Source organism: Novosphingobium sediminis (assembly GCF_007991615.1).
Classification (GTDB): Bacteria; Pseudomonadota; Alphaproteobacteria; order Sphingomonadales; family Sphingomonadaceae; genus Novosphingobium; species Novosphingobium sediminis.
In genome coordinates, this window is the sequence record NZ_BJYR01000021.1 from 116,159 (window position 1) to 141,320 (window position 25,162).

23 protein-coding genes and 1 tRNA gene are annotated in these 25,162 nt (G+C 60.4%); 17 read left to right on the plus strand and 7 right to left on the minus strand.

All coding sequences use genetic code 11. The features are described from left to right. Positions 1-2: 2 nt before the first annotated feature. The 3 genes from NSE01_RS16355 to rnd are packed head-to-tail and all read right to left on the minus strand — an operon-like array spanning position 3 to position 2,502. Complete coding sequence (locus tag NSE01_RS16355) at positions 3-341, minus strand: SMR family transporter (protein ID WP_147160718.1); 339 nt, start codon at positions 339-341, stop codon at positions 3-5. Continuing rightward, a complete protein-coding gene (locus NSE01_RS16360) occupies positions 338-1,234 on the minus strand; it encodes a hydrogen peroxide-inducible genes activator (RefSeq protein WP_147160719.1) in 897 nt (298 codons plus the stop codon). Before NSE01_RS16360 ends, NSE01_RS16355 begins: the two co-directional genes overlap by 4 nt. Beyond that, positions 1,234-2,502, minus strand: a complete 1,269-nt coding sequence (gene rnd / locus NSE01_RS16365) for a ribonuclease D (RefSeq protein ID WP_246135251.1) — start codon at positions 2,500-2,502, stop codon at positions 1,234-1,236. Before rnd ends, NSE01_RS16360 begins: the two co-directional genes overlap by 1 nt. 167 nt (positions 2,503-2,669) lie before the next feature. Between rnd and aspS the strand changes: the two genes are divergently transcribed. The 6 genes from aspS (at position 2,670) to NSE01_RS16395 (ending at position 8,035) form a co-directional block, all read left to right on the plus strand. Beyond that, positions 2,670-4,451: an aspartate--tRNA ligase gene (gene aspS / locus NSE01_RS16370; RefSeq protein ID WP_147160720.1), complete on the plus strand. Its 1,782-nt coding sequence runs from the start codon at positions 2,670-2,672 to the stop codon at positions 4,449-4,451. Between the two features lie 182 nt (positions 4,452-4,633). Next, positions 4,634-4,870: an acyl carrier protein gene (locus tag NSE01_RS16375; protein WP_147160721.1), complete on the plus strand. Its 237-nt coding sequence runs from the start codon at positions 4,634-4,636 to the stop codon at positions 4,868-4,870. A 188-nt stretch (positions 4,871-5,058) separates the two neighbouring features. Then, on the plus strand, positions 5,059-6,315 hold the full coding sequence (gene fabF, locus NSE01_RS16380; protein WP_147160722.1) for a beta-ketoacyl-ACP synthase II: 1,257 nt from the start codon (positions 5,059-5,061) through the stop codon (positions 6,313-6,315). Between the two features lie 26 nt (positions 6,316-6,341). Beyond that, positions 6,342-7,322, plus strand: coding sequence for an endolytic transglycosylase MltG (gene mltG / locus NSE01_RS16385; RefSeq protein WP_147160723.1), 981 nt, complete (start codon positions 6,342-6,344; stop codon positions 7,320-7,322). A gap of 9 nt (positions 7,323-7,331) precedes the next feature. After that, complete coding sequence (locus tag NSE01_RS16390; RefSeq protein ID WP_147160724.1) at positions 7,332-7,847, plus strand: 2'-5' RNA ligase family protein; 516 nt, start codon at positions 7,332-7,334, stop codon at positions 7,845-7,847. 111 nt (positions 7,848-7,958) lie between these two features. Next, positions 7,959-8,035 (plus strand) — tRNA-Met (locus tag NSE01_RS16395). Between the two features lie 100 nt (positions 8,036-8,135). On the opposite strand, the gene NSE01_RS16400 is transcribed toward NSE01_RS16395, so the two are convergent. Beyond that, a complete protein-coding gene (locus tag NSE01_RS16400; RefSeq protein WP_174812060.1) occupies positions 8,136-8,960 on the minus strand; it encodes a DUF6118 family protein in 825 nt (274 codons plus the stop codon). A 10-nt stretch (positions 8,961-8,970) separates the two neighbouring features. After that, the gene (gene traA / locus NSE01_RS16405; protein ID WP_147160725.1) at positions 8,971-11,856 is read right to left on the minus strand and encodes a Ti-type conjugative transfer relaxase TraA; all 2,886 of its coding nucleotides are present in this window, start codon (positions 11,854-11,856) and stop codon (positions 8,971-8,973) included. A gap of 172 nt (positions 11,857-12,028) precedes the next feature. Between traA and NSE01_RS16410 the strand changes: the two genes are divergently transcribed. From NSE01_RS16410 to NSE01_RS16450, 9 genes are all read left to right on the plus strand, one after another. Continuing rightward, positions 12,029-12,334, plus strand: a complete 306-nt coding sequence (locus NSE01_RS16410) for a conjugal transfer protein TraD (RefSeq protein WP_147160726.1) — start codon at positions 12,029-12,031, stop codon at positions 12,332-12,334. A gap of 22 nt (positions 12,335-12,356) precedes the next feature. Next, positions 12,357-12,602 carry a conjugal transfer protein TraD gene (locus NSE01_RS16415; RefSeq protein ID WP_147160743.1) on the plus strand — a complete coding sequence of 82 codons (246 nt, stop codon included), beginning with the start codon at positions 12,357-12,359 and terminating at the stop codon, positions 12,600-12,602. 274 nt (positions 12,603-12,876) lie between these two features. After that, a complete protein-coding gene (locus NSE01_RS16420; RefSeq protein WP_147160727.1) occupies positions 12,877-14,847 on the plus strand; it encodes a type I restriction-modification system subunit M in 1,971 nt (656 codons plus the stop codon). After that, complete coding sequence (locus NSE01_RS16425; protein ID WP_147160728.1) at positions 14,826-16,271, plus strand: restriction endonuclease subunit S domain-containing protein; 1,446 nt, start codon at positions 14,826-14,828, stop codon at positions 16,269-16,271. The genes NSE01_RS16420 and NSE01_RS16425 overlap by 22 nt, the downstream gene beginning before the upstream one ends. Before the next feature lie 27 nt (positions 16,272-16,298). Continuing rightward, positions 16,299-18,542 (plus strand): GmrSD restriction endonuclease domain-containing protein, encoded by a 2,244-nt coding sequence (locus tag NSE01_RS16430; protein WP_147160729.1) that lies wholly within the window; start codon positions 16,299-16,301, stop codon positions 18,540-18,542. A 62-nt stretch (positions 18,543-18,604) separates the two neighbouring features. Continuing rightward, positions 18,605-19,054, plus strand: a complete 450-nt coding sequence (locus NSE01_RS16435) for a hypothetical protein (protein ID WP_147160730.1) — start codon at positions 18,605-18,607, stop codon at positions 19,052-19,054. Beyond that, the gene (locus NSE01_RS16440) at positions 19,051-19,887 is read left to right on the plus strand and encodes a hypothetical protein (RefSeq protein WP_147160731.1); all 837 of its coding nucleotides are present in this window, start codon (positions 19,051-19,053) and stop codon (positions 19,885-19,887) included. Before NSE01_RS16435 ends, NSE01_RS16440 begins: the two co-directional genes overlap by 4 nt. Before the next feature lie 870 nt (positions 19,888-20,757). Beyond that, on the plus strand, positions 20,758-20,964 hold the full coding sequence (locus tag NSE01_RS16445) for a helix-turn-helix transcriptional regulator (protein ID WP_147160732.1): 207 nt from the start codon (positions 20,758-20,760) through the stop codon (positions 20,962-20,964). Beyond that, a complete protein-coding gene (locus tag NSE01_RS16450; protein WP_147160733.1) occupies positions 20,961-21,155 on the plus strand; it encodes a helix-turn-helix domain-containing protein in 195 nt (64 codons plus the stop codon). Before NSE01_RS16445 ends, NSE01_RS16450 begins: the two co-directional genes overlap by 4 nt. Here NSE01_RS16450 and NSE01_RS16455 read toward each other — a convergent pair. Continuing rightward, positions 21,130-22,326 carry a tyrosine-type recombinase/integrase gene (locus tag NSE01_RS16455; protein ID WP_147160734.1) on the minus strand — a complete coding sequence of 399 codons (1,197 nt, stop codon included), beginning with the start codon at positions 22,324-22,326 and terminating at the stop codon, positions 21,130-21,132. The two genes, NSE01_RS16450 and NSE01_RS16455, sit on opposite strands and share 26 nt — an antisense overlap. 382 nt (positions 22,327-22,708) lie before the next feature. Between NSE01_RS16455 and NSE01_RS16460 the strand changes: the two genes are divergently transcribed. Next, positions 22,709-23,962, plus strand: a complete 1,254-nt coding sequence (locus NSE01_RS16460; RefSeq protein WP_147160735.1) for a tyrosine-type recombinase/integrase — start codon at positions 22,709-22,711, stop codon at positions 23,960-23,962. 53 nt (positions 23,963-24,015) lie between these two features. Here NSE01_RS16460 and NSE01_RS16465 read toward each other — a convergent pair whose 3' ends face one another. After that, positions 24,016-24,672, minus strand: coding sequence for a lytic transglycosylase domain-containing protein (locus NSE01_RS16465; protein ID WP_147160736.1), 657 nt, complete (start codon positions 24,670-24,672; stop codon positions 24,016-24,018). 125 nt (positions 24,673-24,797) lie between these two features. On the opposite strand from NSE01_RS16465, the gene NSE01_RS16470 reads away from it, so the two are divergent. Then, positions 24,798-25,162: CHC2 zinc finger domain-containing protein (locus NSE01_RS16470; RefSeq protein ID WP_246135252.1), on the plus strand; the 365-nt coding region annotated here is incomplete at its 3' end.

The following is a 25,162-nucleotide window of genomic DNA, read 5'->3' on the forward strand; positions in this document are numbered from 1 at the left end:
GCTCAGTTCGCGCCCGCCTTCGAGAACAGGTTCAGCACCAGCACGCCGGCCATGATGAGGCCGATCCCGGCAAAGGCCGGCATGTCGAGCTTCTGGCCGTGCACCAGCCACGCCAGCGCGGTAATCAGAACGATCCCGACGCCGGACCAGATCGCATAGGCGACGCCGGTCGGGATCTTTTCCAGCGCAATCGCAAGGAAGTAGAACGCGACGGCATAGCCGATGGCTGTCACCACCAGCGGCAGCGGGCGGGTGAACCCGGCGGATTGCTTGAGTGCCGTCGTCGCGATGACTTCCGCGACGATGGCGATCGTGAGGATGATGGCGGGGGGAAGGTTCATCCCGCTGCCAGTTCGCTGGCAAGCAGGCGAAACTCCTCCGCCCGGGGGGAGTTCTTGCGCCACACCAGCGCGATCTCGCGGCTGGCATGTTCGGCCTCCAGCGGCCGGGCGACGATCTGGGTGCCTTGCAGAATGCCCGCCTTCACCGCCATCTCGGGCAGCATGGTGAGGCCAAGGCCATTGTCGACCATCTGCACCAGCGTATGTAGGCTCGTACCGATCACGCTGGCGCTGGCGCGCAGTTCAGGCCGGTTGCAGGCGGCCAGCACATGATCCTTGAGGCAGTGGCCGTCCTCCAGCAGCAGCAGCCGCGCTTCGTCGATCAGCGCGGGGGAGATGCTCTGCGGGGGATCGCGCGGGTCGTCCTTCGGGAAGGCGACGAGCAGACGATCGTGGAACAGGTGCGCGACCTCGACTTCTCCCGTCGCGAAGGGGAGGGCAAGCAGCACGCAATCGGCGCGGCCGTGATGGAGCGATTCGACCGCGGCGGCGCTGGGTTCCTCGCGCAGGAACAGCTTCAGCGAAGGGCGCTCCTGGCGCAGGCGCGGGAGGATGCGCGGCAGGAGAAACGGCGCGATCGTCGGGATCACGCTCATGCGAAGCTCGCCGACAAGCGGCGCGCCGTGGGCCTGTACGAGGGCGGAAAGCTCCTCCCCTTCGCGTAGCAGGCGGTGCGCCTTGGCCACCACCTGATCGCCGAGCGCGGTGAAGCGCACCACGCGGCGGGTGCGCTCGACCAGCGTTACGCCGAGCAGTGTCTCCAGTTCGCGCAGACCCGCAGACAGCGTCGATTGCGAGACGAAACAAGCCTCAGCCGCGCGGCCGAAGTGGCCGTGCTCATGCAGCGCGACAAGGTATTGCAGCTGCTTGAGCGTGGGGAGGTAGGTCGTCATCAGGCCTCGTCAGTGGGCGGCGAATCAGCCTCGGCCGGAGGCGTGAAGCCGTCTTCCTCATCCGGAACGGTGGCCGGCGGTTCGTCATTGCTGCCCGCGATGTCGTCGATATGGGCCATCTTGAGCTTGCCCTTGACCACGGCGAAAGCGAGCTTGCCTTCGACCAGTTCGAGCGCATCGCGGCCGAATTGGTCGAAACGCCAGCCTTCAAGGATCGGCAGACCCTTGCGCTGCCCGGCGGCGAGCGCCTCCAGATCGTCGCTGCGGGCCAGCAATCGTGCTGCGATATCAATCTCACGGCTGCGAATCTTGAGCAGCAGCTTGAGGAGATCGGCGACCAGCGCACCTTCCTTTCCGAGCGGCGCACCACGCGGGGCGCGCGGGGGCAGTTCGGCTTCTGTCATCGGCTTGGCATCGGCGATGGCCTGCATCAGGCGGCGCCCGATGTCGTTGTCCTTCCATCCGGCCGAAAGCCCGCGCACCTTGGCGAGTTCGTGCTGCTCACGCGGCGGATGGCTGGCGAGATCGGCCAGCGTCTCGTCGCGCATGATCCGGCCGCGCGGGATGTTCTTGTCCATCGCCTCGACCTCGCGCCAGGCGGCGATGGCCTTGAGCCGGCCGAGCACGGCCGGATTGCGGCTGGGCGCCCGAATCTTCTGCCAGACCGCCTCAGGATCGGAGCGGTAGTTCTCAGGATCGGCGAGCTTTTCCATCTCGGCATCGAGCCATTCGCCGCGCCCGGTCTTGATCAGCCGCTTGAGCATGCGCGGGAAGATCTTGGAGAGGTGCGTCACGTCACCGATGGCATATTCGATCTGCCGCTCGGTCAGCGGGCGGCGCGACCAGTCGGTAAAGCGGGCGCCCTTGTCGACCGAGAAGCCAAGCCAGCTTTCGACGAGATTCGAGTAGCCGATCTGTTCCGATTGGCTGATCGCCATCATTGCGATCTGGGTATCGAAGATCGGATGCGGGGTGCGCCCGGTCAGGTTGTAGATGATCTCCACATCCTGCCCGCCAGCGTGGAAAACCTTGAGCACATCCTCGTTGTCGACCAGCAGTTCGAGCAGCGGGGCAAGATCAAGGCCGGGCGCGAGCGGATCGATCGCGGCGGCTTCCTTGTCATCGGCGATCTGCACCAGGCACAATTCAGGCCAGTACGTATTCTCGCGCATGAACTCGGTATCGACCGTGATGAAATCGGCCTTGGACAGGCGCTCGCACAGGTCTGCAAGGGCCGGGGTCGTGGTGATCAGCGGATGTATTTTCATCGTGCTTTTCTATATATGCCCCAAGTCAGGCCCTCATGCCTGACCGGTGCTGGTGGTGACCCCGTCCGGGGCCTGCGGCTTGACAAATTCGCGGCCATCGCCTCTTGGCCGCAACCATTCCCTGCCCGAATGCTGGCAGTTTTGCCAGCCCAATTGGATTTTGTCCCATGCATCCTTATCGTTCCCACACCTGCGGCGCGCTGGCACAGGCGGATGTCGGGCAGAACGTGCGCCTTTCGGGTTGGGTGCACCGCAAACGCGACCACGGCGGCGTGCTCTTCATCGACTTGCGCGACCACTACGGCATCACCCAGATCGTGGCTGACAGCGATAGCGCTGCGCTCACCGTGCTCGAAAGCGTGCGCGTTGAAAGCGTCGTGATGATCGAGGGTGAAGTGAAGGCGCGCAGCGCTGGTACGATCAACCCCGGGCTCGCGACGGGCGAGATTGAGGTCTATGCACGCAGCGCCACGGTGCTCTCGGCCGCTGAGGAACTGCCCATGCCGGTCGCGGGCGAGCAGGAATATCCCGAGGATATCCGCCTGCGCTACCGCTTCCTCGATCTGCGGCGCGAGACGCTGCATGCCAACATCGTCACCCGTACCAAGGTGATCCGCGACATGCGCCGCCGCATGGAGGACGCTGGTTTTACCGAATACTCGACGCCGATCCTCACTGCCTCGAGCCCCGAAGGCGCGCGCGACTTCCTCGTGCCGAGCCGCATCCACGCCGGCAAGTTCTATGCGCTGCCGCAGGCGCCGCAGCAGTACAAGCAGCTGCTGATGGTGGCGGGCTTCGACCGCTACTTCCAGATCGCCCCCTGCTTCCGCGACGAGGATCCGCGCGCGGATCGCCTGCCGGGCGAATTCTACCAGCTCGACCTCGAAATGAGCTTCGTGACCCAGGAAGAAGTGTGGGAAACGATGGAGCCGGTTATCGGCGGCGTGTTCGAGACTTTCGCCAACGGCAAGCCGGTCACGCCTTCGGGCAGCTTTCCGCGCATCGCCTATGATGAGGCCATGCTGAAGTACGGTTCGGACAAGCCGGATCTGCGCAACCCGCTGATCATCACCGATGTCGCCAGCCACTTCACGACCTCGGGCTTCGGCCTGTTCGAGAAGATCGTGGCAGGCGGCGGCACCGTGCGCGCGATTCCCGCGCCCGGCACAGCGGACAAGAGCCGCAAGTTCTTCGACGACATGAACGAGTGGGCGCGCAGCGAAGGCCACGCCGGCCTAGGATATGTGACCCGCAAGGGCGGCGAGTTCGGTGGTCCGATTGCCAAGAATCATGGGGCCGAGGGCATGGAAGCGCTCTATGCGGCGCTTGGCCTTGGCCCGGATGACGGCCTGTTCTTCGCCGCCGGAAAGCCCGAGCAGGCCGCCAAGCTGGCGGGCGCCGCGCGTACGCGCGTTGCCGAACAGCTCGGCCTGATCGACAAGGACCGCTTCGAACTGTGCTGGATCGTCGACTTCCCGTTCTACGAATGGGACGAAGACGCCAAGAAGGTCGAGTTCAGCCACAACCCGTTTTCGATGCCGCAGGGCGGGATGGACGCCCTGACGAGCCAGGATCCGTTGACGATCAAGGCCTACCAGTACGACCTCGTCTGCAACGGCTACGAGATTGCCTCGGGTTCGATCCGCAACCAGAGCCCGGAGACGATGGTCAAGGCCTTCGAGATCGTCGGCCTGACCAAGGCGGACGTCGAGGAGCGTTTCGGCGGCCTCTACCGCGCTTTCCAGTATGGCGCACCGCCGCACGGCGGCATGGCTGCGGGCGTGGACCGCGTCGTCATGCTGGTCTGCGGCGCACAGAACCTGCGCGAGATCACGCTGTTCCCGATGAACCAGCGCGCCGAAGATTTGCTGATGGGCGCGCCTTCGCCTGCCACCAACACACAAATGCGCGAATTGCATCTGCGCACGGTGGAGCCGTCCAAGGGGTGAAAGGGCCTCGGCACTTGGCGCAAACGCGTGGTTTGTGTCGTCTGCTTTCGGCTCGTCACGCCTGATGCACACTTCGTCCGCATCGCTTGTATGCACTGGCCCACTTGCCAGCCTGCAATCGGGACATTAGGGCGAACGCCAGATTTGAGTATACCAACCCAGTTCCTTGAAGGGGCAAAAGAATGAGCGATACCGCCGACCGCGTGAAGAAGATCGTTGTCGAGCACCTCGGGGTAGAGGCCGACAAGGTCACCGAAGACGCGAGCTTCATCGACGATCTCGGTGCCGACAGCCTCGATATCGTCGAGCTGGTCATGGCTTTCGAAGAAGAATTCGGTGTCGAGATTCCTGACGACGCGGCCGAGAAGATCGCCACCGTGTCGGACGCGATCAAGTCCATCGACGACAACAAGGGCTGATCCTTTCGGATTGCCAACCCGTCCGCACTTTCCCGTCGTGAACGCCTTTTGCGCGCATGACGGGAACGTCGGTCGTCCCCCGGCCTTGATCCGTCGGGGCTTCGACAGGCTCGGCCCCGCAAGGGTCTGGGCCTGTTGTGCTTAAAGGTTCGTCTGCCGAATTGAAGGCAGACGTTTCGGAGATTGCAATGCGCCGTGTCGTCATCACCGGACTTGGCCTCGTCACCCCGCTGGGGGCCGATGTCGAAACCGTCTGGGCCAATCTTATCGCCGGGAAGTCGGGCGCGGGGCAGATCACCCGCTTCGATACAACCGGCCAGAAGTGCACGATCGCCTGCGAGGTGAAGCCGGCCGATCATCCTTGGGGCTTCGATGCGAGCAAGCGTGTCGATTTCAAGGTCGTGCGCCAGGTCGATCCGTTCATCGTCTACGGCATCGACGCAGCCGGGCAGGCGCTGGAAGACGCCGGCCTGACCGACATGGACGACGACCTCAAGACGCGCACGGGCTGCTCGATCGGCTCGGGCATCGGCGGTTTGCCGGGGATCGAGAGCGAATCGATCGTCCTGCACGAGAAGGGCCCGGGCCGCGTTTCTCCGCACTTCGTCCACGGCCGGCTCATCAACCTGATCTCGGGCCAGGTTTCGATCAAGTATGGCCTCATGGGCCCCAATCACGCCGTCGTCACTGCCTGCTCGACCGGCGCGCATTCGATCGGCGATGCCGCGCGCATGATTCGCGATGGCGATGCCGATGTGATGCTGGCTGGTGGTTCGGAAAGCACGATCAACCCGCTGGGCGTTGCCGGCTTCGCGCAGGCGCGCGCGCTCAACTGCAGCTACAATGATCGCCCCGAACAGGCGAGCCGCCCCTATGACAAGGACCGCGACGGCTTCGTGATGGGCGAGGGCGCAGGCGTCCTCGTGCTCGAGGAATACGAGCACGCCAAGGCACGCGGCGCGAAGATCTATGCCGAAGTCGTCGGCTATGGCCTCTCGGGCGATGCTTACCACGTCACGGCGCCGCATCCCGAAGGCAAGGGCGCCGAACTCGCCATGCGCATGGCGCTGCGCAAGGCCGGGATGGAGCCGGGCGACATCGACTACGTCAACGCCCACGGCACCTCGACGATGGCTGACACCATCGAACTGGGCGCGGTGAAGCGCGTGCTGGGCGATGATCTCTCCGGCGCGTCGATGAGCAGCACCAAGTCCGCCATCGGACACCTGCTGGGCGGGGCCGGCGCGGTCGAGGCGATCTTCTGCGTGCTCGCGATCCGCGATCAGATCGTTCCGCCGACGCTCAACCTGGATAACCCGGACGAAGGCACCGAAGGCGTCGATCTCGTGCCCAAGGTCGCCAAGAAGCGTGTCGTGCGCGCCGCGCTCAACAACTCGTTCGGCTTTGGCGGTACCAACGCCAGCGTGATTGTGAAGGCGATCTGAGCCCGAAGCGCAGGAGGCGGCGTAGGATGCAGAGTGCTGGCCGCCTCAGGATCATCGTGCTTGCCGTGTTGCTGGTCTTGGGCGCCTATGGCGTCCACTTCCTTTACGGCTGGTATGGCAGCGGTCCACTGGTCAAGGAGGCGACGTTCTCCGTGCCCGAGGGCGCGACGCTGGCAGGCGTGGCGGAAAAGCTGGAGGCCGAAGGCGTAGTCGCCTCGGCCAGCACTTTCCGTCTGCGTGCACGCCTGCTCGGCGGCAGTGAGCCCTTGAAGGCTGGCGAATATGCCATCCCCGCGCATGCCAGCGGCGCAGCTGTGCTGGCGATCCTGCAGGGCGAGGGCGGTGAAGTCCGCCGCATGGTCACCGTGCCCGAAGGCATGCCCTCGATCATGGTGCAGGAGCGCCTCGCCAAGGTCACCCTGCTGACCGGCGCGGTGCCGACGCTTGCGGAAGGGTCGGTCCTGCCGGATACTTACGCCTTCCAGCGCGGCGAGAGCCGCACGGCGGTCGCCGGCCGGATGCAGCAGGCGATGGCGCGTACGCTGGACAAGCTCTGGGCGGAGCGCGCGCCCGAAACTGTTGCGCGCAGCCCGGAAGAAGCCGTGATCCTTGCCTCCATCGTCGAGAAGGAGACCGGCAAGCCATCCGAACGGCGGATGGTGGCTGGGCTCTATTCCAACCGTCTGCGGCAGGGGATGATGCTTCAGGCTGATCCCACGATCATCTACCCGATCACCAAGGGCAAGCCGCTGGGCCGGCGCATCCGCCAGTCGGAAATCCAGGCGGTCAACGCCTACAACACCTATACGATGGTTGGCCTGCCCAAGGCACCGATCACCAATCCCGGCAAGGCCTCGATCGAGGCGGTGCTGCACCCGGCCAGGACCGATGCGCTGTTCATGGTGGCAGACGGCAAGGGTGGGCATGTGTTCGCCGCGACGCTGCAGGAGCACAATGCCAACGTGGCGCGCTGGTTTGCAATCCGCCGCGCGCGCGGGGAACTCTAGGACGCGGCGATGCGGGCGCCGCTGGTCGTCACGGCGATGCTGCCGGCCGCACTTCAGGGAAGGGCAGAAGGCCTCCGCCGCGCGCACTATCCGCCGGAGCGCAACCAGGTGCCCGCCCACGTCACCCTTCTGCGCGCACTGCCACCTTCGCTGGAGGCAGAAGCAAGGGCCCTGCTCGCCGCCCTCGCTGCAGAAATGCCGCCTGTGCCTGCTACGCTTACCAGCGTGATGGACCTTGGCACCGGCACGGCTCTCGCCATCGATAGCCCCGCCATGCTCGACCTGCGCGCGATGATTGCTGAACATTTTCACGGCATGTTGACCCTGCAGGATCAGGGCGAACCGCGCCTCCACGTGACCGTGCAGAACAAGGTCCTGCGCGCCGAGGCAAAGACGCTGCAGGCCACGCTCGCCGCCACGTTCCATACCGAACGCTTCGTCTTCGCTGGCCTCGCCCTTCACCGCTGGCTCGGCGGCCCATGGGAGAATGCGGGCCATTGGTCCTTCCGCGGCCGGGTGCGCTGAAAAGACGCGCGCCAAGGCCTATTTCCCCGGTTGACCCCGCGCCAAGCCCCGCCTAATAGGCGCCCTCGCGCAGCGCCGCCAGCCCGCCTGGCCCTGCGGAAATCCCTTCGGGGCGGAGTAGCTCAGCCGGTTAGAGCAGCGGAATCATAATCCGCGTGTCGGGGGTTCGAGTCCCTCCTCCGCTACCATTCAAGTCATTTATCGCTTTGTTTTCAAAGGATAAAATGACTTTTTCGGAAAATCGAAACCACATTCGTTCCCACATTTTGTGCGGGTCGGAATGGGCTGTTATGCCCCTCTCTGGGATCGTGTCGCGGCCCCCGCTGGCGTTGCTGCTGTCTCCCCTTCTCGATTGCTTGGACGAATCTTGACGGTGCATCGGACTGCCTGCTTCAAGGTTGCAGCGGTCTTCCGGCAAGCGTCAATGGCATCGCGGTTGTCGCGCTGGATTTCGGCAGCTTGCACAAGTGCATTCCATGCCTCCGGGCTGTCGCTTTGCATCATCCGTGCGCCTGCGTCCCAGCGAGAGGATGCGCCCACTATCCGCGCTGCCATGCGTTCGGGCAAGTGCCAGCTTTCCGGCATGACACGGGCAATGGTGCCAGGAAGAAAGGACCAAAGCAGTATGCCTGCCAGCAAGGCTCCGCCCGCTACTTGGTAGAGCTGCTGCCGCTGCTCGGCAGCGGTGCGCGCATTGGAGATGACGCTCCGCATTTCCTCGGCGGCGTGGTTCAAGTCACTCCGGGCCTGGCTTATCGTGTCCTGATCGCTGCGCCGCGCGGCTTCGGCTGCGGCAGCGATCCGATTGCCAATGCTGTCAGGGGTCATCTGCAATGCCGGATGGCGCGCAATGCCCTTCAGGCTCTCGCTGATCGCGCCTATCCGCTTGGCCATGTCGGTGAGGGTCGGGCCATAGTCGGGAATGACAATGTCCGCGCGCTCGGCGGCAAGGTGCTGAACCGCACGGCGCATCAAGGCCAGTTCGCCTTCCAGGCGGGCGAAAGCCTCGGCGGCGGGATCGCCATCGGTATCCAGGATGGCCGGGTCGGGTTCCGGCTCCGGCTCCGGCTCTAGGTCGAGCGGCAGTTCTACGTCATCGGTATCGGTATCCATCGCATTTCTCCTACAGGCCCATGCCGATTGAGCGGCTCCGCTCCATCGTGATGGAGGCGGCAAGGTCGCGGGCCAGATCGCGACCGAGTTCTGTCTTGATGCCCAGCTCGCGGGTGCGACCGCGCAACAGGGATTCGACCTGCGCATCGCGCTCCAGGCTCTTCGCCATGTCCGTCATGCGATTGGTGAGCCTCTGCGCGCCCTTGCTGTCGCCATCGCGCTGCATGGCCTGTCGTGCCTGCCCGAGCCGTTGCCAGTCGCTGACAAAGCGGTCGGCGCGCTGCGCAGGATCGACGCGGATTTCGGCTTCAAGCTGCATGGCTCGGATTGCACCCTGGCTGCGACCATCGGCGGCCTCACGGGCGAGCGAGGGCTGGCGCTGCAAGGCGCTGGCGAGGTCGGCAGCGCCATTGGGCTGGATTGCGTCGAGCGCCTTTCCGGCCTTCTCCAGTGCGTCGCGCTGGTGTGGTAGGACCGGCAATCCCTGTTCGCGCATCTGCCCAAGGTCGGCGGCGGCGCGGGCATAGCGTTCGACGGCGCGGCGCTGATCGGACAGGCCATGCTGTTCGGTCGGCAGCACTTCGAGCCGGTTGGCCTGCGGACGGAATCCGGCGAAGATCGACTTTGCTCGTTCCGGCAACTGCCGTGCAATCTCGACAATGCGTTCGCGGAAGGTGATGCCGCGCCGTTCGGCAAACTGCTGCTCGGGCTTGTAATCGCTTGCCATGTCCTTGCCGCGCTCGCGGCTCAGAGTGCGGATCAGTTTCGACTGATCGGCGAAGTCGTCGCGCCCATAGTGCAGGGCAAGACCGTCACGGTGGCGAGACATCGCGACATAAGCACCGTGACTGTCCATCCCCGGCGTCGCCAGCACATGCGCCCGGTCCACAGTCATGCCCTGCGCCTTGTGGATCGTGGCAGCATAGCCATGATCGATGTGCGCATAGTCTTTGGTGTCGAAGGCGACGTTGCGGCCATCGTCGGTTCGCACGGCCATGCGTTGCGGCGTCACCTGGTCAACAGTGCCGAGTGTGCCATTCTTGACGCCCAGGCCCCGCTCATTGCGCAGGAACATGATGCGGTCGCCGCTCGCGAACTGACGCTCGCCGCGTGTCGCGCTGATCGACACGTCGTTGCCCAGCTCGCCACTGGCGCGCAGCTTTTCTCGTGCCGCGTCATTGAGCTCCCGCACCTCGTCATTGGTGTGGGTGAGGATGATGCGCGTATCGCCGGGGCTGGCCTGCCGGTCACGATCCCAGCGCTCGATCAGCTCGCCGCGTGCGGCCTCCCGCGTCTCGGCGGCGTGGACCATGCCGCGTTCGCCATAGGCCTGAATGGCAAGTCCGGTGCGCCCGGTGGCAATGTGCCGCGTGGCGTCCTGCTGCCAGTCGTCATGCTGGCGGCGCACTTCGCTGATTTCGACGCCGCCATGCCGTTCGTGGATCGAACGGAACGCAGCGCCTGCTTCGATGGCCTGCAACTGCTGCGGGTCGCCGACGAGGACAACTTTCGCGCCTGCATCGGCGGCATGGGAGAGGACGCGCTCCATCTGGCGCGTGCCGACCATGCCTGCCTCGTCGATGACCAGCACGTCGCGCGCGGTAAGCAATTCGCGGCCCTGGCCCCACTGGTGTTCTAGGCTGGCTATGGTGCGCGATGCGATGCCAGAACCATGCTCAAGCCCCTCGGCGGCAATTCCGGACAGGGCGGCACCGCGAACGGCATAGCCAGCGCTTTCCCATACCTCGCGCGCCACGCCCAGCATCGCGCTCTTGCCGGTTCCGGCATAGCCGACGACAACACGGAGGCCGTGACTATCTGTCACATGCTCGAACGCCGCGCGTTGCTCGCCGGAGAGGATCAAGCCGCGTTCCGCTGCCCGCGCCAGCGCTCCTTCCCGGCCACGATCTTCGACCTGATGCCGCTCGCGTTCTGCAATCAATTCCGAAGCGCGACCGAGCCGCTGCTCGGTTTCGATCATCTGGCGCGATGTGAACCGCTCTTCGCCGCGTCCGTCCTTGCCCAGCGCGATCAGGTCGGACGAACAGCGCACTGCGCTCATGGCCAAATCGAACTGCTCTTTCCCGTCGCTATGCCGGTGCACGAACATGGCAAGATCGCGGTTCGTAAAGGTGGCCTGACTGTGCGTGATCGCGTCCAGTGCGACAGTTGGGTTGGCGATGATCCGCTCGCCATTGCGCTGCGCTACAGCGCGGTGTTCCTCGATCCGTTCGGCCTCCAGCCCGCGCACGCCCATGCGCGATGCAGCGGGGCCGATCTTGTCCTGCGGTTCCAGCGCAATGCCCTGCGCCTCCAGGCTGCGGTGATCGATCCGTGCATCGATGTCGAGTTCGGCAAGGCGCTGGTTGACGTGTTCGGCCCAGCGCTCGCGCCATTGCTCAACCAGTTCGGCCTTGTTCCACTCACGCACCTTTGCGCCGAACCCGTCTTTGCCGACCTCGCGCATGGTGAGCATGACATGGGCGTGCGGCTTGGGCTGGCCGTCCGCACCAATATCCCAATGAACATTGAGGTCGGCGATCATGCCCTTTTCGACGAACTCGGCCTCGGCAAACTCGCGCGCCAGTTCGATGCCCTGTTCCTTGGTCAGCTCGCGCGGAATGGCAAACTCGACCTCGCGGGCTAGCTGTGCATCCTTGCGCCTCTCGGCAGCCTCGACCGCGTTCCAAAGCTTCTCGCGGTCGGCAAATTCCTCCGGCGTGCCTTCGGGCAACAGCACTTCGGAATGGACGACGCCGTCCTTGTTGGTGAAGTCATGGTCGCGGTCGAGCCGCTCGTCGTGCAGCCGCTCGGCCCCGCGATAGGCCGCTGCCGCCACGGCGCTGCGCCCGCTCGACCGGCTGATGACTTTGACGGAGAGGTGGAAGATCGCCATGACGGCAATCCATCTACGCCATGAGCGCCACGTCGGCACGACGTATAAGCGCGCCCTCCCATGATAAAATCCTGCTCGGGACTATCCAGTATCAGGCCGTCTCGACGACTCTACAGCATTGGGAGAGCATCGATATTATCATCAGCGCATCACCTCTCAATGGAGAACTTCGATGCGCAAACCCCGTGACTTTGATTCGGAACTGAAGGCCCTCGCCGACAAGGCGAAGCAACTGAAGGAACGCCGCGTGCAGCAGCTTGGCGAACTGGTGATCGCGACTGGGGCGGATGCCACCGATGCGGAAACGCTGGCCGGTGCGCTGCTGGTTATTGCGGAAACCAGCGAAGCCCAACGGAAGGAGGCATGGCGCAAGCGCGGCGCGGCCTTCTTTCAGAGCAAGGCGCGCAAGCGTGTCGATGGACCTCAAAGCCAACCGGATGGCACTCTCCCGCTTGACGGCGGCGCGGCATCGGCTTGAGGCAGTGAAGGCGCGAACCGACATGCGCGAGTGGCAGGTCAAGCGCCGCGAACGCACGCGGCAACTGATCGAACTGGGCGGTCTGGTCGTGAAGGCCGGACTGGTCGAACTCGCGGACGATGATCGCGCCACGCTCTATGGCGCGTTCCTCACCGTTGCCGCCAAGTTGCGCGGTGAGGAACGCGAGCAGGCGCTGGTGCTGTGGAAACGGAAGGGCAAGCGGGCGTTCGATGCTGAGATGGCGCATGGAACGGATGCGCCGCAGTAGTTCGATCCGGACAGAATGCCAGATAGTGTCGAACTTGCTTGCTTCATTTGTAACTGGGCTATAACCAGAGCAAACGAGGGGGAGCGGTGGGCCAAACCAAGTCACAAACTTTGAACCATAAAATGGTTCATGTCCGGCTTGATCCGGAGCTGCATCGTCGGCTTCGCATTGTTGTGGCCTCGGAAGAAACCTCGATCCAGGACTGGCTTTCTGACGCGGTCGAGCGCGCTGTGGACAGGGCTTGGCCATCGATTACCCAAGGGTCAGATAGCAAATGAGTACGGCTGCATTGCGAGCGCCAGCCGGCGCGCAGATTCCAGTGATTGTGCAGCAGGGGAAAATTCTCGATTTCATCGATGGCCTGACCCAGCGTAACGAGACCCCGGAAGAATACGTCAGGCAGGAGATCGCGAAGTCCCTTGTGCGCGAGTATGATTACGCGAAGGCTGATGTCGCGGTGGAATTCACGCTGCGCCTCGGTTCACAAAAGCCTCGCGCTGATCTTGTCATCTTTGATGAAGGGGATGATCACAAGCAAGACCGCGCGCGGATCATCATCGAATGCAAATCGCAAAAGGTGAAGTCGAGCGACCGCAAGGAGGGGATCGGTCAGCTCCACGCATATATGTCAGCCTGCCCGAACGTGCAGTACGGGATGTGGACCAATGGGCTGGAACGCTATTGCTTCCGCCGGGTCGAAAAGGACGGATTGGTCTCGTTCGACGAGATTCCAGATATTCCCGGCAAGGGATGCAGCGAAGAGGACGTAGAGCGTCCCCGGTTCGACCAGCTAAAGGCAGCATCGTCCGACGCGCTCCTGTTCGCGTTCCGGCGCTGCCATAACTACATTGCGGGGAACCAAGGGCTTCAGAAGCCTGATGCCTTTTGGGAGCTGCTGAAGATCATCTTCTGCAAGATTCATGACGAGCGTAGCTCCGACGAGGTCGAGTTTTACGCCACCTCGAAAGAGCGCCACAATCTGAATGGGCGGCTCAAGGTCAAGGCGAGGATTGATGCTCTCTACGCGGCAGTGAAGGCCGAGTACGACACCATCTTCCGGGAAAATGAAGAGATTGAGCTTGAGCCAGGCGTTCTGGCCTACATCGTGAGCCAGTTGCAGATGTACTCGCTTCTCGAAAGCGATATTGATGTAAAAGGCCGTGCGTACGAAGAGATTGTCGGCTCCAATCTGCGCGGTGACCGGGGCGAGTTCTTCACCCCCCGTAATATCTGCCAGATGGCCGTGACAATGCTCGATCCAAATGAGCGGCAGCTCATCATGGATCCGGCATGTGGGACGGGCGGCTTCCTCATCACGGCGATGAACTACGTCATCGAAAAAATTCGGACTGCCGAACTTGCGAAGTGGGGGGAAGTGGCGCGGGCAGAAGATGCCATTCGCGCACGCGTCCAGCGTTTTGCCGAGAAATTTATCATCGGGATGGACCTGAATCCGAGCCTCGTGAAGGCGTCGAAGATGAACATGGTCATGAACAATGATGGGGCAGGCGGGCTATTCCAGGGCAATTCGTTGAAAGCACCTGCAACGTGGGATGACGTCCTTCGTGCGCGGAATGTGATGGGTACTGTTGATTTGTTGTTCACGAACCCGCCGTTCGGATCGAAAATCCCCATCGATGATCCCGCCATTCTGGAAAAATACGATCTTGGCCATGCATGGTCCTACGATGCTGAGACTGACGCATGGACCATGCGCCCGGACATTCAGAAGTCCCAGCCACCAGAAATCCTTTTCATTGAACGGTGTGTCAGGCTCCTGAAGCCTGGCACTGGGCGCTGCGCCATCGTTCTCCCGGACGGCATTCTCGGCTCACCAGGCGCGGGTTATGTTCGCGAGTGGATTCTTCGGAACACTCGCATCTTGGCAAGCATCGACCTGCACCCCGATACGTTTCAGCCGCACGTGAGCGTCCAGACCAGCGTTCTGATCCTTCAAAGGAAGACGGAAGAAGAAGTGGCAGTCGAGAAGGCAGCTGGACGGTTCAATGACTACCAGGTGTTCATGGCCGTCGCCGATCACATCGGCCACGATAAACGTGGCAATGTGACCTACGTCCGGGATCGCCAAGGGAATGAAATTGTCGAAGAATTTGAAGAACAGACAAAGGATTATGAGGACGGCAAGCCTGTGTACAAGCGCCAATTAACTCAGCGCAAGGTCGTCGATGACAACACAATTCAGATTGCTCAGGCGTTTCGTAAATGGCTATCCGAGCAAGACTGACCGCCCCTCGCGAGGTCCGAGAGGATTGGCCGTGGCATGAGGCGCAGTCTATCAGCCTGTCAGCTTCACTGCTTTTTGGCGGTGATCGTCGTATGGAAGCCGAAAACTTCTTGGCACCAGGCTTTGCCGTTCGGCATCGTATCCAGTCGAAGCCAGTTGGCTGGAAAGCTTTCTCAGAAGTAGCGCGCATTTGGCAACCCTCTCGACTGAAGGGAATCCAAGTGGCACCGGAGTTCGGAACTCCATTCTTGGCTGCGACTCAAGTATTTGACGTTCGCCCGATACCTCGAAAATGGCTTTCGATAGACCGAACCGATGATCATGCGCAGCGCTTTGTCAGAGAAGGCACGGTCCTCTTGACTTGTTCTGGCAGTGTTGGACGTGCCACGATAGCTGACGCGACCGTGTCACGGGTTCTTGTGTCGCATGACTTACTAAGAATCGAACCTCGTGTGCCCGAGATTCGAGGGTGGGTTTATGCTTATCTTCGCTCGCCCAGCGTAAGGGCAATGATGACCTCTGCTCAGTACGGTCACATGATCAAGCATCTTGAAATTGGTCATTTGGAGGCCTTGCCGTTTGTCTCGATGCCGGCGGGCTATGAGGAGCGTTTCAATCAAGCGTTCGACAAGATCATCCAGCTCAGAAATCGGTCGCATGAACAGACAGAAAAGGCCGAGAGGCTCTTTGAGAAAAATTTTGGAAAGTACTTTTCAAAATTATCTGATAAAGTTGGGTTTTCAGTCAGCGCTTCATCAGCCCTTGCAGGGCAGCGGCGAAGATTTGAGGCCCAATTTCACAATCCAGACGTGCGCGAATTGGTGAGACATCTGAGCGGTAGTGCCATTTCTTGGGACTCGATTAGTGAACTTGGGTACTCAGTTTGGCTTCCAACGCGATTTCGCAGGATAAATGCCGAAGATGGTGTTCCTTTCGTAGATAGTTCGGTTCTGTTCGAAATTAATCCGGACAGTAAGAAGTTTATTCAAGACTCTGACTTTGGCGATCCCTTCCGAGGACGTGTGATGGCAGGTTGGTTGCTATTGGCGCGCTCTGGGCAGACTTATGGCATTAATGGCTCGACAATGATTGCTTCGAGCGCACACGAAGAGAAAATTATCTCCGATCATGTGATCCGAATTGCACCAGAAGCTCCCAAGTGCCGGGTTGGGTATCTGCATGTTGCTATGTCGCATCCAGAATTGGGGCGTCCACGCGTCAAGGCGTTGCCGTATGGTTCAAGCATCCCCGAGATCGAAGTGACGGATGTTGAAAGCTTCTTGATCCCTCGCCTTGATAGCGAAAGAGAAGATGAAATTGCTGACCTAGCGGAATCCGCCGCTGCTGACCGCGATCTTGCTGACACAATCGAAGTACAGATCGCAAGCGAGGCAGATGAACTGGTTCAGTCGTTTATACAATAAGCTGCGGTGAGCGGTCAGGCGGGCTTCATGGCAATTTTTACTACCAGCAATGTTCCGATCTCCTCCCTGATCGAGGACATTGACATGGGTAAGATCGGATTGCCGGAATTGCAGCGGCCTTTTGTCTGGCCGAACGTCAACGTTCGTGATCTTTTCGACTCCCTGTATCGCGGCTATCCTGCCGGATTTCTGCTGTTCTGGAAGACTGGGGCGGATGGAGGTCTGAAGAGCATTGGCACCGGCCCGAAACAGTCGGTGCCGGAGCTGGCGATTGTCGATGGCCAGCAGCGCCTGACCTCGCTCTATGCCGTGGTGAAGGGGATGGAAGTCCTCCGTTCCAACTTCAAGAAGGAGCGTATCCAGATAGCGTTCAACCCGCTCTCTGGCCGCTTCGACGTGGCCGATGCGGCCATTAAGAAAGACCGGGCCTTCATCCCGGATATCTCCGTGCTGTGGAGGCCGGACTTCAAGGCTGGCGCGTTCCGCAAGGCGTTTCTCTCTCAACTCAAGGAAATCCGAGAGATTTCCGATGAGGAGGAAACAGCCATCGAAGATGCCATCGACCATCTTCGCAATCTGCCGAACTACAATTTCGTCGCACTGACACTGGCTTCGTCGGTCGATGAGGAAACCATCGCCGAAGTCTTCGTGCGCATCAACGGCAAGGGCAAGGCGCTCAACCAGGCCGACTTCATCATGACGCTGATGTCGGTTTTCTGGGAAGATGGCCGTGTCGAGCTGGAGAACTTCTCGCTCCACGCCACCGTGCCGAGCGAAGGGCAGGCGTCGCCATACAACCATTTCATCAAGCCTTCTCCGGACCAGATGCTGCGCGCCACCGTAGGGCTGGCGCTGAAGCGGGCGAGGCTTGCCAATGTCTACAGCGCGTTGCGCGGCAAGGACGCGGCTACCGGCGTGGACAATCCCGACAAGCGCGAGGGGCAGTTCACCCTTATGCGCGAAGCGCAGACGGCGGTTCTGAACCTCGCCAACTGGCATCATTTTCTCGATGCGCTCAAGCTGGCGGGATACCGTGGGCAGAAGATGGTCAGCTCGGAAGCGGCCATCATCTTCAGCTATGTGCTCTACCTCATCGGCATCCGCGACTATGGCATCGACCGCACCCGGATGCGGCAGGCCATTGCCGAATTCTATTTCATGGCATCGATGACGGGGCGATACACAAGTTCTCCCGAAACCCGGTTCGAAGCCGATCTTGGCCAGGTCCGCGATCTGCCAAGTGGTGAAGTGTTCGTCGCGAAACTCCGCGAGATTTGCGATACGACGCTGACCAATGATTACTGGGAAATCACGCTGCCCAGTCAGCTCGCGACATCGGCGGCGCGCAGCCCGACGCTTTTCGCCTATCAGGCTTCACTCATCATGCTCGATGCGCCTGCGCTTTTCAGCCCGCTCAAACTTGCGGCCATGGTTGATCCGGCGATCAAAGGATCGAAAGCATCGCTCGAACAACACCATCTGTTCCCGCGTGCCTATCTCGAAGCCCAAGGCGTCACCGATCTGAAGTTGATAAACCAGATTGCCAATTTCGCGCCGGTTGAATGGCCGGACAACATCAAGATCGGGAAGCAGCCCCCAGCGGAATATGTCCCGGCGCTTGATTCCCAAATGACGGCTGCAGAACGGGAGCGCGTGTACGGTCTGCACGCCCTGCCGCACCTCTGGTGGGAACTGACCTACGATCAGTTTTTGGTCGAGCGCCGCCTTCGCATGGCGCAGGTCGTCCGGCGCGCATGGGAGCGGTTGCGCGGTGACGCAGCTATTGAGGCCGTGTCGCCGCCCTCAGTCGCAGAGCTAATTGTGGGCGGCGAAACTGGTGCCGTGGAGTTCAAATCAACGCTCCGCATCAATTTGCACACGGGCCAGCCCGACGAAAAGATGCATCTGTCGGCGCTCAAGACGATTGCAGGGTTTCTGAACGCCAAGGGCGGCACATTACTCATCGGGGTTGCTGATGATGGTGAGGTTCTCGGGATCAGCGCCGATGGTTTCCCGAACGAAGACAAGATGGGACTGCACCTCGTCAATCTCATCAAGGACCGGATCGGGGAAATTTTTCTGCCCTATGTCCATCCTCACTTCGATGACCAGCAAGGCGAGCGGGTTCTCATTGTCAGGTGCGAGCCTGGTCCGAAAGCCGCCTTCCTCAAGGATGGCAAAGAGCAGCGGTTCTTCGTTCGCGGCGGCAACGCCACCACCGAGCTAAGCGGCGCGGCGATTACCGATTACATCAATCATCGTTTCAGCTAGAAGGTCGGCGGTTAGTCGGCTGGATTTGCAATTAGACGCTCGAAAATGAGAAGGCCAAAGAGTTGGTAGATCGTTCACCTGAAGGAATAATCGAGTTCGCGACAGTTCGCGCCCAGCAGGCATGGGACGACCACAAGCAGCCATATCTGCTTGCGCGGTTAAGTCCCGATCTTATGGCTGAGGGGATCGATTATCGGGAAGTCCTCGGGGAGCAAAAGCTCAAAGAGTTTCTTGCTTCACATTCTGAGAAGATAAAGGTGACCGTACATCCGCAGCAGAAAGCCAAAATTGGGTTGCTGCCCGCTGATGTGGATTTCCAGTATGATCCCGTGCCTGAAGCTGCAACTCATTCGCCTCCCAAGAGGTCAACGCCAGATTCAGGTCTTCACGGGTCGAAGCGTCGCTATATTGTTGGTAGCTTCCTTCAGATGGTTTCTGAGCTCGATGAGGCGGACGCTAAGCAAGTGGAAATTCCTGCTCACATTCTTGCGAAGCTCCTGCGCGAGAAATGAGGATCGTCATCGCCGTCGCGACGGCGAATGGTGCGCTTCGGTCTTTCCTGGCCAAGCAGCGACCAAACGTCGTTCCGCAGGGGACTGTTCAGAAAGGCTATTTTGCTGAGCGGCAAGCACGCTTTTTCGTCCAACTTCAAGCGATTGACGAGAAGGTTAGTGCAGACTCGCTCGGTGCGTGGCTGAGGCGCATCGCAAATCCAGCGGATGCATTGATCCTACTGATCGATAAGGATTCGCGCCATCTGGTTCAATCCTATGAAGATGCATACTTTATCGCTGAGATTCCTGAATATCCTGGCTCTGTCATGCAGAACCAGGTCAGTGCCACGCTTGCACCAATTATCCGACACTTTGGAAATTTCTGCCGCTTGTTTGACTCGCAGAAGAATCAGAAAGTCTTTCTTCTTCCACTAGACATATTCAAAGCCGTTGAGTTGAAGAGGTTGCGGGATCGTCTTACGATTTTTAAAATGGAAGTCGGCTTGGCTGAAGATGTCGAAGCAATAATTTCCCAAATCAATGAGAGAGCTAGACCCAAACGCCAGAAGAGATTCAAGCGAGTTTATTTTGTTGATGACCGACCGCTCTGGTATCATTTTGGGCTTGAACAACATGCTAGAGCTGAAAATGGTGCTCCTCCCCACGCGGAACACTGCTGGCACACAAGCTGCTTCCGGTTTGGGCGACGATTTGATTGCCAACGCCATTTCAACGTGGATGACGATTCGAACCCAACCAAGGTGTATGGAAGCTTTGTAACTTGCCACGGCGAGACGTTCGAAGCCTCGGGGCAAAGCCATCTCAATGTGTTTCCAAACGGGTTTATCTGATATGAAAAAGGGCAGCCCTGAGGCTACCCTTTTTGCAAAACCGGTGCCTAACCCTCACATTTCCTTCACTGCCGCGGCGGATCAGATCACGACCCAAATGTCGATCTCTCCGATCTTTCGTCTGGTCACTCAGGCGAATGGATGCCTAGCAAGTAGGTGTCATCAATCCGCATGAAGGGAACAGGTAGGCCTACCCTCTATGGGGTCTCCTGGGTTAAGAGTCAATGAATCTCCCATTTGGTGGGGGCGGACGAATTATCCTCGGGATCCTCTTCCCTCGGCAATTAGGTGATACGCGCTCCAAGATAAAGGGTGCGAGATGGGTTATCGATCACCGCCCAGGACGCATTTTTGCAGCCACTGCAACCTTTATCGACTGCTGCCTAAGCCAGGCTATCCTTGATGGCGGCAAAGGGGAGTTGATGACATAGACAGGGATATCTGGCCTCGACGGATGGGCATCGTTCAAAGCGGAATTATCAGCGCCGGGAGATGATGCAAGCCGTTCCATCCCTTCATTATGCCAAATCAACGCCAGAAATCCAGCATCCGAGCTGTACCTCCATACAACGAGTCGCGCGCAATCTCCGCCCGTAGCGACGCAAGTATACGTCGCCTGTGCGCAATCTCACCGCCAAAATCCAGCGCCTGCTCTGATCAAGGCGCCAAAACGCCGCCTCAAAGCGCCCCATGTTTGCGTCCGCCGTCTTCTCTACTCTTCCGTATCCGTGCCTATCCTTCCGCAAGTTATTCTATCCGTATCTACGAAGACCGGATTAGGGACTGCGAATTTTGTTGCGCTGGATGCCTCATAGCGAGAATTTTGGATCAGGGGGCACCAGTAACTGCCAATGAATGGAAGCAAGTCCCATGTCCAACCCTGACAAGATCATCCGCCTCAAGACCGTTCTCGCCCGCACCGGCCTGTCCCGCTCCACCATGTATCGAAAAATCGCAGAGGGGACTTTCCCGTCTCAGGTGAAGATCAGCGTTCACGGCGCGGGATGGCGGGAATCTGCTGTGAACCGCTGGATCGATGATCCGGTCTCGTACCGGAATGAGAGCGCGGCGCTGTGACAGCGCCGCCTTCGGTCGAGCCGATCTGCGTGAAGGTCAATGACGCTGCGCGCATGATCGGCGTCGGTCGCACCAAGCTCTACGAACTGATCGCATCGGGCGAGATTCAGGTCATCAAGCTCGGGAAATCGACCCGTATCACGACTGCCAGTCTGCACGAGCTGGTCATGCGGCAGCGGGAGCCGAAGTAGGCTCGGCTGCTGACGCATTCGCCGCTGGTGTGCGATTGCTGAGATAATCCGCCCACTGCTTCATCAAGCTGCGGCGCTTCTCGAAGAAATCGGTTCGGCGGTAGGCCGCTTCGACCTTGTTAGGCAACTTGTGGGCGAGGGCCTTGTCAGCGACCTCCTTGGGGAAGTCGGTGCATTCGGCGGCCCAGTCTGTGAAGGTGGATCGGAAGCCGTGCACGGTGATGGTCGCGAAACCATCGTCGCGCAGAAGCTTGGTCATGGTCATGTCGCTGATCGGCTTCTTCCCGTCGTTGGAAAAGACCAAGCCCGTATCGCTGGTCCGCTCATCCCAGCGTTTGCGCAGCAATGCCACAACCGGTGCCGATAGCGGCACCACATGGGTTTCGCCCGCCTTCATCCGTTCAGCGGGAATGGTCCATACCGCCTTTTCGAGATCGAACTCGGCCCATACCGCAAGGCGCGTCTCGTTGGACCGCACGGCGTTGTAGATCGTGAAGCGCAAGGCGTCGCGTCCGGTCGTCGGGGCGGCGGTGGCAAGCTTTTCCATCAGTGACGGGACATCGGCATAGGGCATGGCCTCCATATGCCCGCGTTTGTCGTTCTGTCGGGGCAAGCCCTTGCGCACCGAACGCAACGATACCTCTTCCGGCACCCAGCCTTTCACATGTGCGAAATCGAGCACCACGCCGATGCGCTGGAGCAAGCGCCGCGCCGTTTCCGGTATCTCCAGCCATATCGGAGACAGCGCCTCGACCACACAGGCGCTGTCCACCTTGTCGACCGGCTTCTTGCCGATACGCGGAAAGAGGTGGCGCTCGAAACCGGATAACCAGCGGGAATGATGCCCGTCTTTCCATCCGTCCCCCAGGGTTTCATGGCACGAGCGGGTTGCGGCTTCGAAGGTCGGTATGACCTTCCGCGCCTTGCGTCGCTCGGCGACAGGATCGAAACCGTCACGAACGCGGCGACGCAATTCCGCTGCCGCTGTTCTGGCATCGGTCAGCGAAACATCATGCGCCGATCCCAGCCCATAGTCGCGGCGGTGGCCTTTCAACTGCATGCGCAGCACCCAGGTGCGCGCGCCGCTGGGCTTCACGACAAGGCACAAGCCCCTGCCATCGACATGGCGACCGGGCTTCGCGTTCTTCACTTTCAATACTGTCAGCGCCATCAGGTTCGAGTCCCTGTCAGGGATTTATACCGCCAAAAACGGGGGTATTTGGTCCCACAATCGTTCCCACATTTCAGCGGGAATTCAGGCGATTCAGGGCGACCGACCGCGAACACGTTACAAGATAAATCGCTGATTTTACAGAGTAGTTGGAGACGCTCTGAAATTGCCTGAGACGAAAGTTATAGCGCCTCCTCCGCTACCAATCCCTTATCCGGAAGCTTCCGACAGCTTCCGCATTTTTCCAAAAATCGAAAGAAAAGCAGAGGGTTGCGGGTGATTCGCGTCCGCATGCGCCCATGGCCTTCCACATGCAGCCAGATTTGGTGTGGGGGTATTTTGGGGGTAGTTTTGCGGTGTATCGGAAAGGAGCGATACCCCCATGCCTCTGACGGAGACTCAAGCCAAGAATGCAAAGCCACGCGAGCGAGCGTACAAGCTTGCCGACAGCGAAGGCTTGTTCCTGCTCGTCCAGCCGAACGGCACGAAGCTTTGGCGGATGAAATACCGATTTGCAGGCAAGGAGAAGTTGCTGTCGTTTGGCGCTTATCCGGCGTTGGGGATCGCCGCCGCCCGGGACAAACGCAAAGCGGCCAAGGCGCTCCTTGCCGACGGCAAGGATCCAATGAAGGCCAAGGGGGAGGTTATATCGGAGAACGGTGACACCTTCTACATGGTGGCGAAACGTTGGCACGAGAACCGCCAGTCGGCGTTGAATCCGGCACATGCCGAACGTGTCTGGTCACGAATGGAGCGGGACGTGTTCCCCTCCCTAGGACAGAGGCTGATCCATGAGATCACTGCCCCCGAGGTCCTGGAGATGATCCGCAAGATTGAGATACGAGGCGCGCTGGATATCAGTCGGCGTGCCAAGCAAGGGGTAGCGCAAGTCTTTCAGTTCGCGATTGCTTGCGGGCTGGCATCCAGCGATCCCACTGCTCACCTTAGTGGAGCCCTCAAGCCCCGGCCCAGGGTGAAGCACATGAGCCGCCTTCCTCTTGATGAAGTGCCTGCGTTCCTCGAAAAGCTCCGAGCATATCAAGAGGAAGGTGACCGGCGCTCGGCAATCACCCGCGATGCGGTACTATTCGCCTTGCTTACCTGGGTCAGGACAAAAGAGCTTCGACTGGCCGTCAAATCCGAATTTGAAAATCTCGATGGTACGGAACCCGTTTGGCGAATTCCGGCTGCGCGCATGAAGATGGGGCGTGAACACCTTGTGCCACTTTCCGCTCAGGCCGCACTCATTGCTAGAAAAATGGTATCGACGGCGACCGGTGATCACCTGTTTCCCGGGACCCACCCAGACAAGCCGTTGTCTGAAAACACGATGATCTATGCGCTTTACCGCCTTGGCTATCATAGTAGGCAAACCATCCACGGCTTTCGAGGGCTCGCCAGCACATGGGCGAACGAGCAGTTGGTTGAGTTTGGCAAGCCAGCGATGTGGATCCGGAAGTACCATGAGGATTGGGTCGAGATGCAGCTCGCTCATTCAGAGAAGAATGATGTCCGGGGGGCTTACAACGCGGCAGAGTATCTCGCACCCCGCCGGCGAATGATGCAGGACTGGGCTGATTTCCTCGATGGGCGCAAGGTGCTCGACATCAGGAAGGGGCGAAAGCGGGCTGCGTGACGCCCGTGAGCAGAAGCATTCAATCCGATCAAGTGCACTCGGTGCAGTTCGTATTAAAACTGCCAGTGCCGCAGGACGTCGCGGACATATCCGGGTGTTTCGCCATTGCGGGGAATGCCACCTGCGCGTTCAACTGCCCTTGGACCGGCATTGTAGGCAGCGACCGCGAGGTGAACCACGCCAAACCTGTCGAGCATCTGCCGGAGATACCGCGCAGCGCCGAAGATGTTAGCCATGGGGTCAAATCGGTTGAAGACCCCGAGTTCCTTTGCCGTTGCGGGCATCAGCTGCCCAAGGCCCACGGCACCCGCCGGACTGACCGCCAAAGGGTTGTAGCGAGATTCCGTCCAAACGAGCGCATCGAGCAGGCCAGCGGGTAGTGAATACTTCGCTTCTGCCGCGTAGATGTGGGGAAGGTAGCTTGCTCGCCTGAAGCCGGATCGGCCAGGTTGGGGATTCCGCTGGTATCTGTAGGGCAGGTTGACCGGACCAGTTCGCGGCACAGTGACAACAGGCGCCGGGCCGTCTTGGACGGATCGCCAGAGCCCATGCTCCACTAGCTGGAAGCCGTTCGATGTTCCAGCAATCCGAATGCCGTCGGAGTGGCTGGCGGGGGCTTCGATTATAGCTGGCGTTGGCAACTCTTGGGCACTGGCCGGGATAGCAGAGGTGATCGCGATGCCTGCGATCAAGAGATTCTTGATTGTCATTTCTCGATCCTTGTCTAGCCGAATCGAGCGAGAACATATAAAGAACAAGCGATGTAGGAAAATTGGATTGGCGCGAGTGCAGAGTGGAGGCTGCGCGGGGAGGGCACCTCAACCGGAGAAGGTCGATGCCCCCGTTAGACAAAGTTCATCAACTCGAACGCCGCGCCCGCACGATCGTTGAAAGCCTTCAGGGTACATGGGGTCCGGGCAAAGGCATGTGCTGCTGCCCCGCGCACGACGACCGCACGCCCTCACTGAGCGTGACACTGGGTCGCAAAGCGATCCTGTTCCATTGCTTCGCGGGATGCTCGAACGAGGAGGTCATAGCGGCACTGGACCGCCAGGGTGTTCGCAGCCGTGACCTGTTCGATGGCTCTAGTGCCGTGGCCGCTGATCAACAGGAAAAAAGGGCCTTCAATTCCAACGCGCGGCGTTTGTGGCACTCGGCGACGGCGATCTCCGACAGCCCTGCCGAAGGATACCTCGCGCT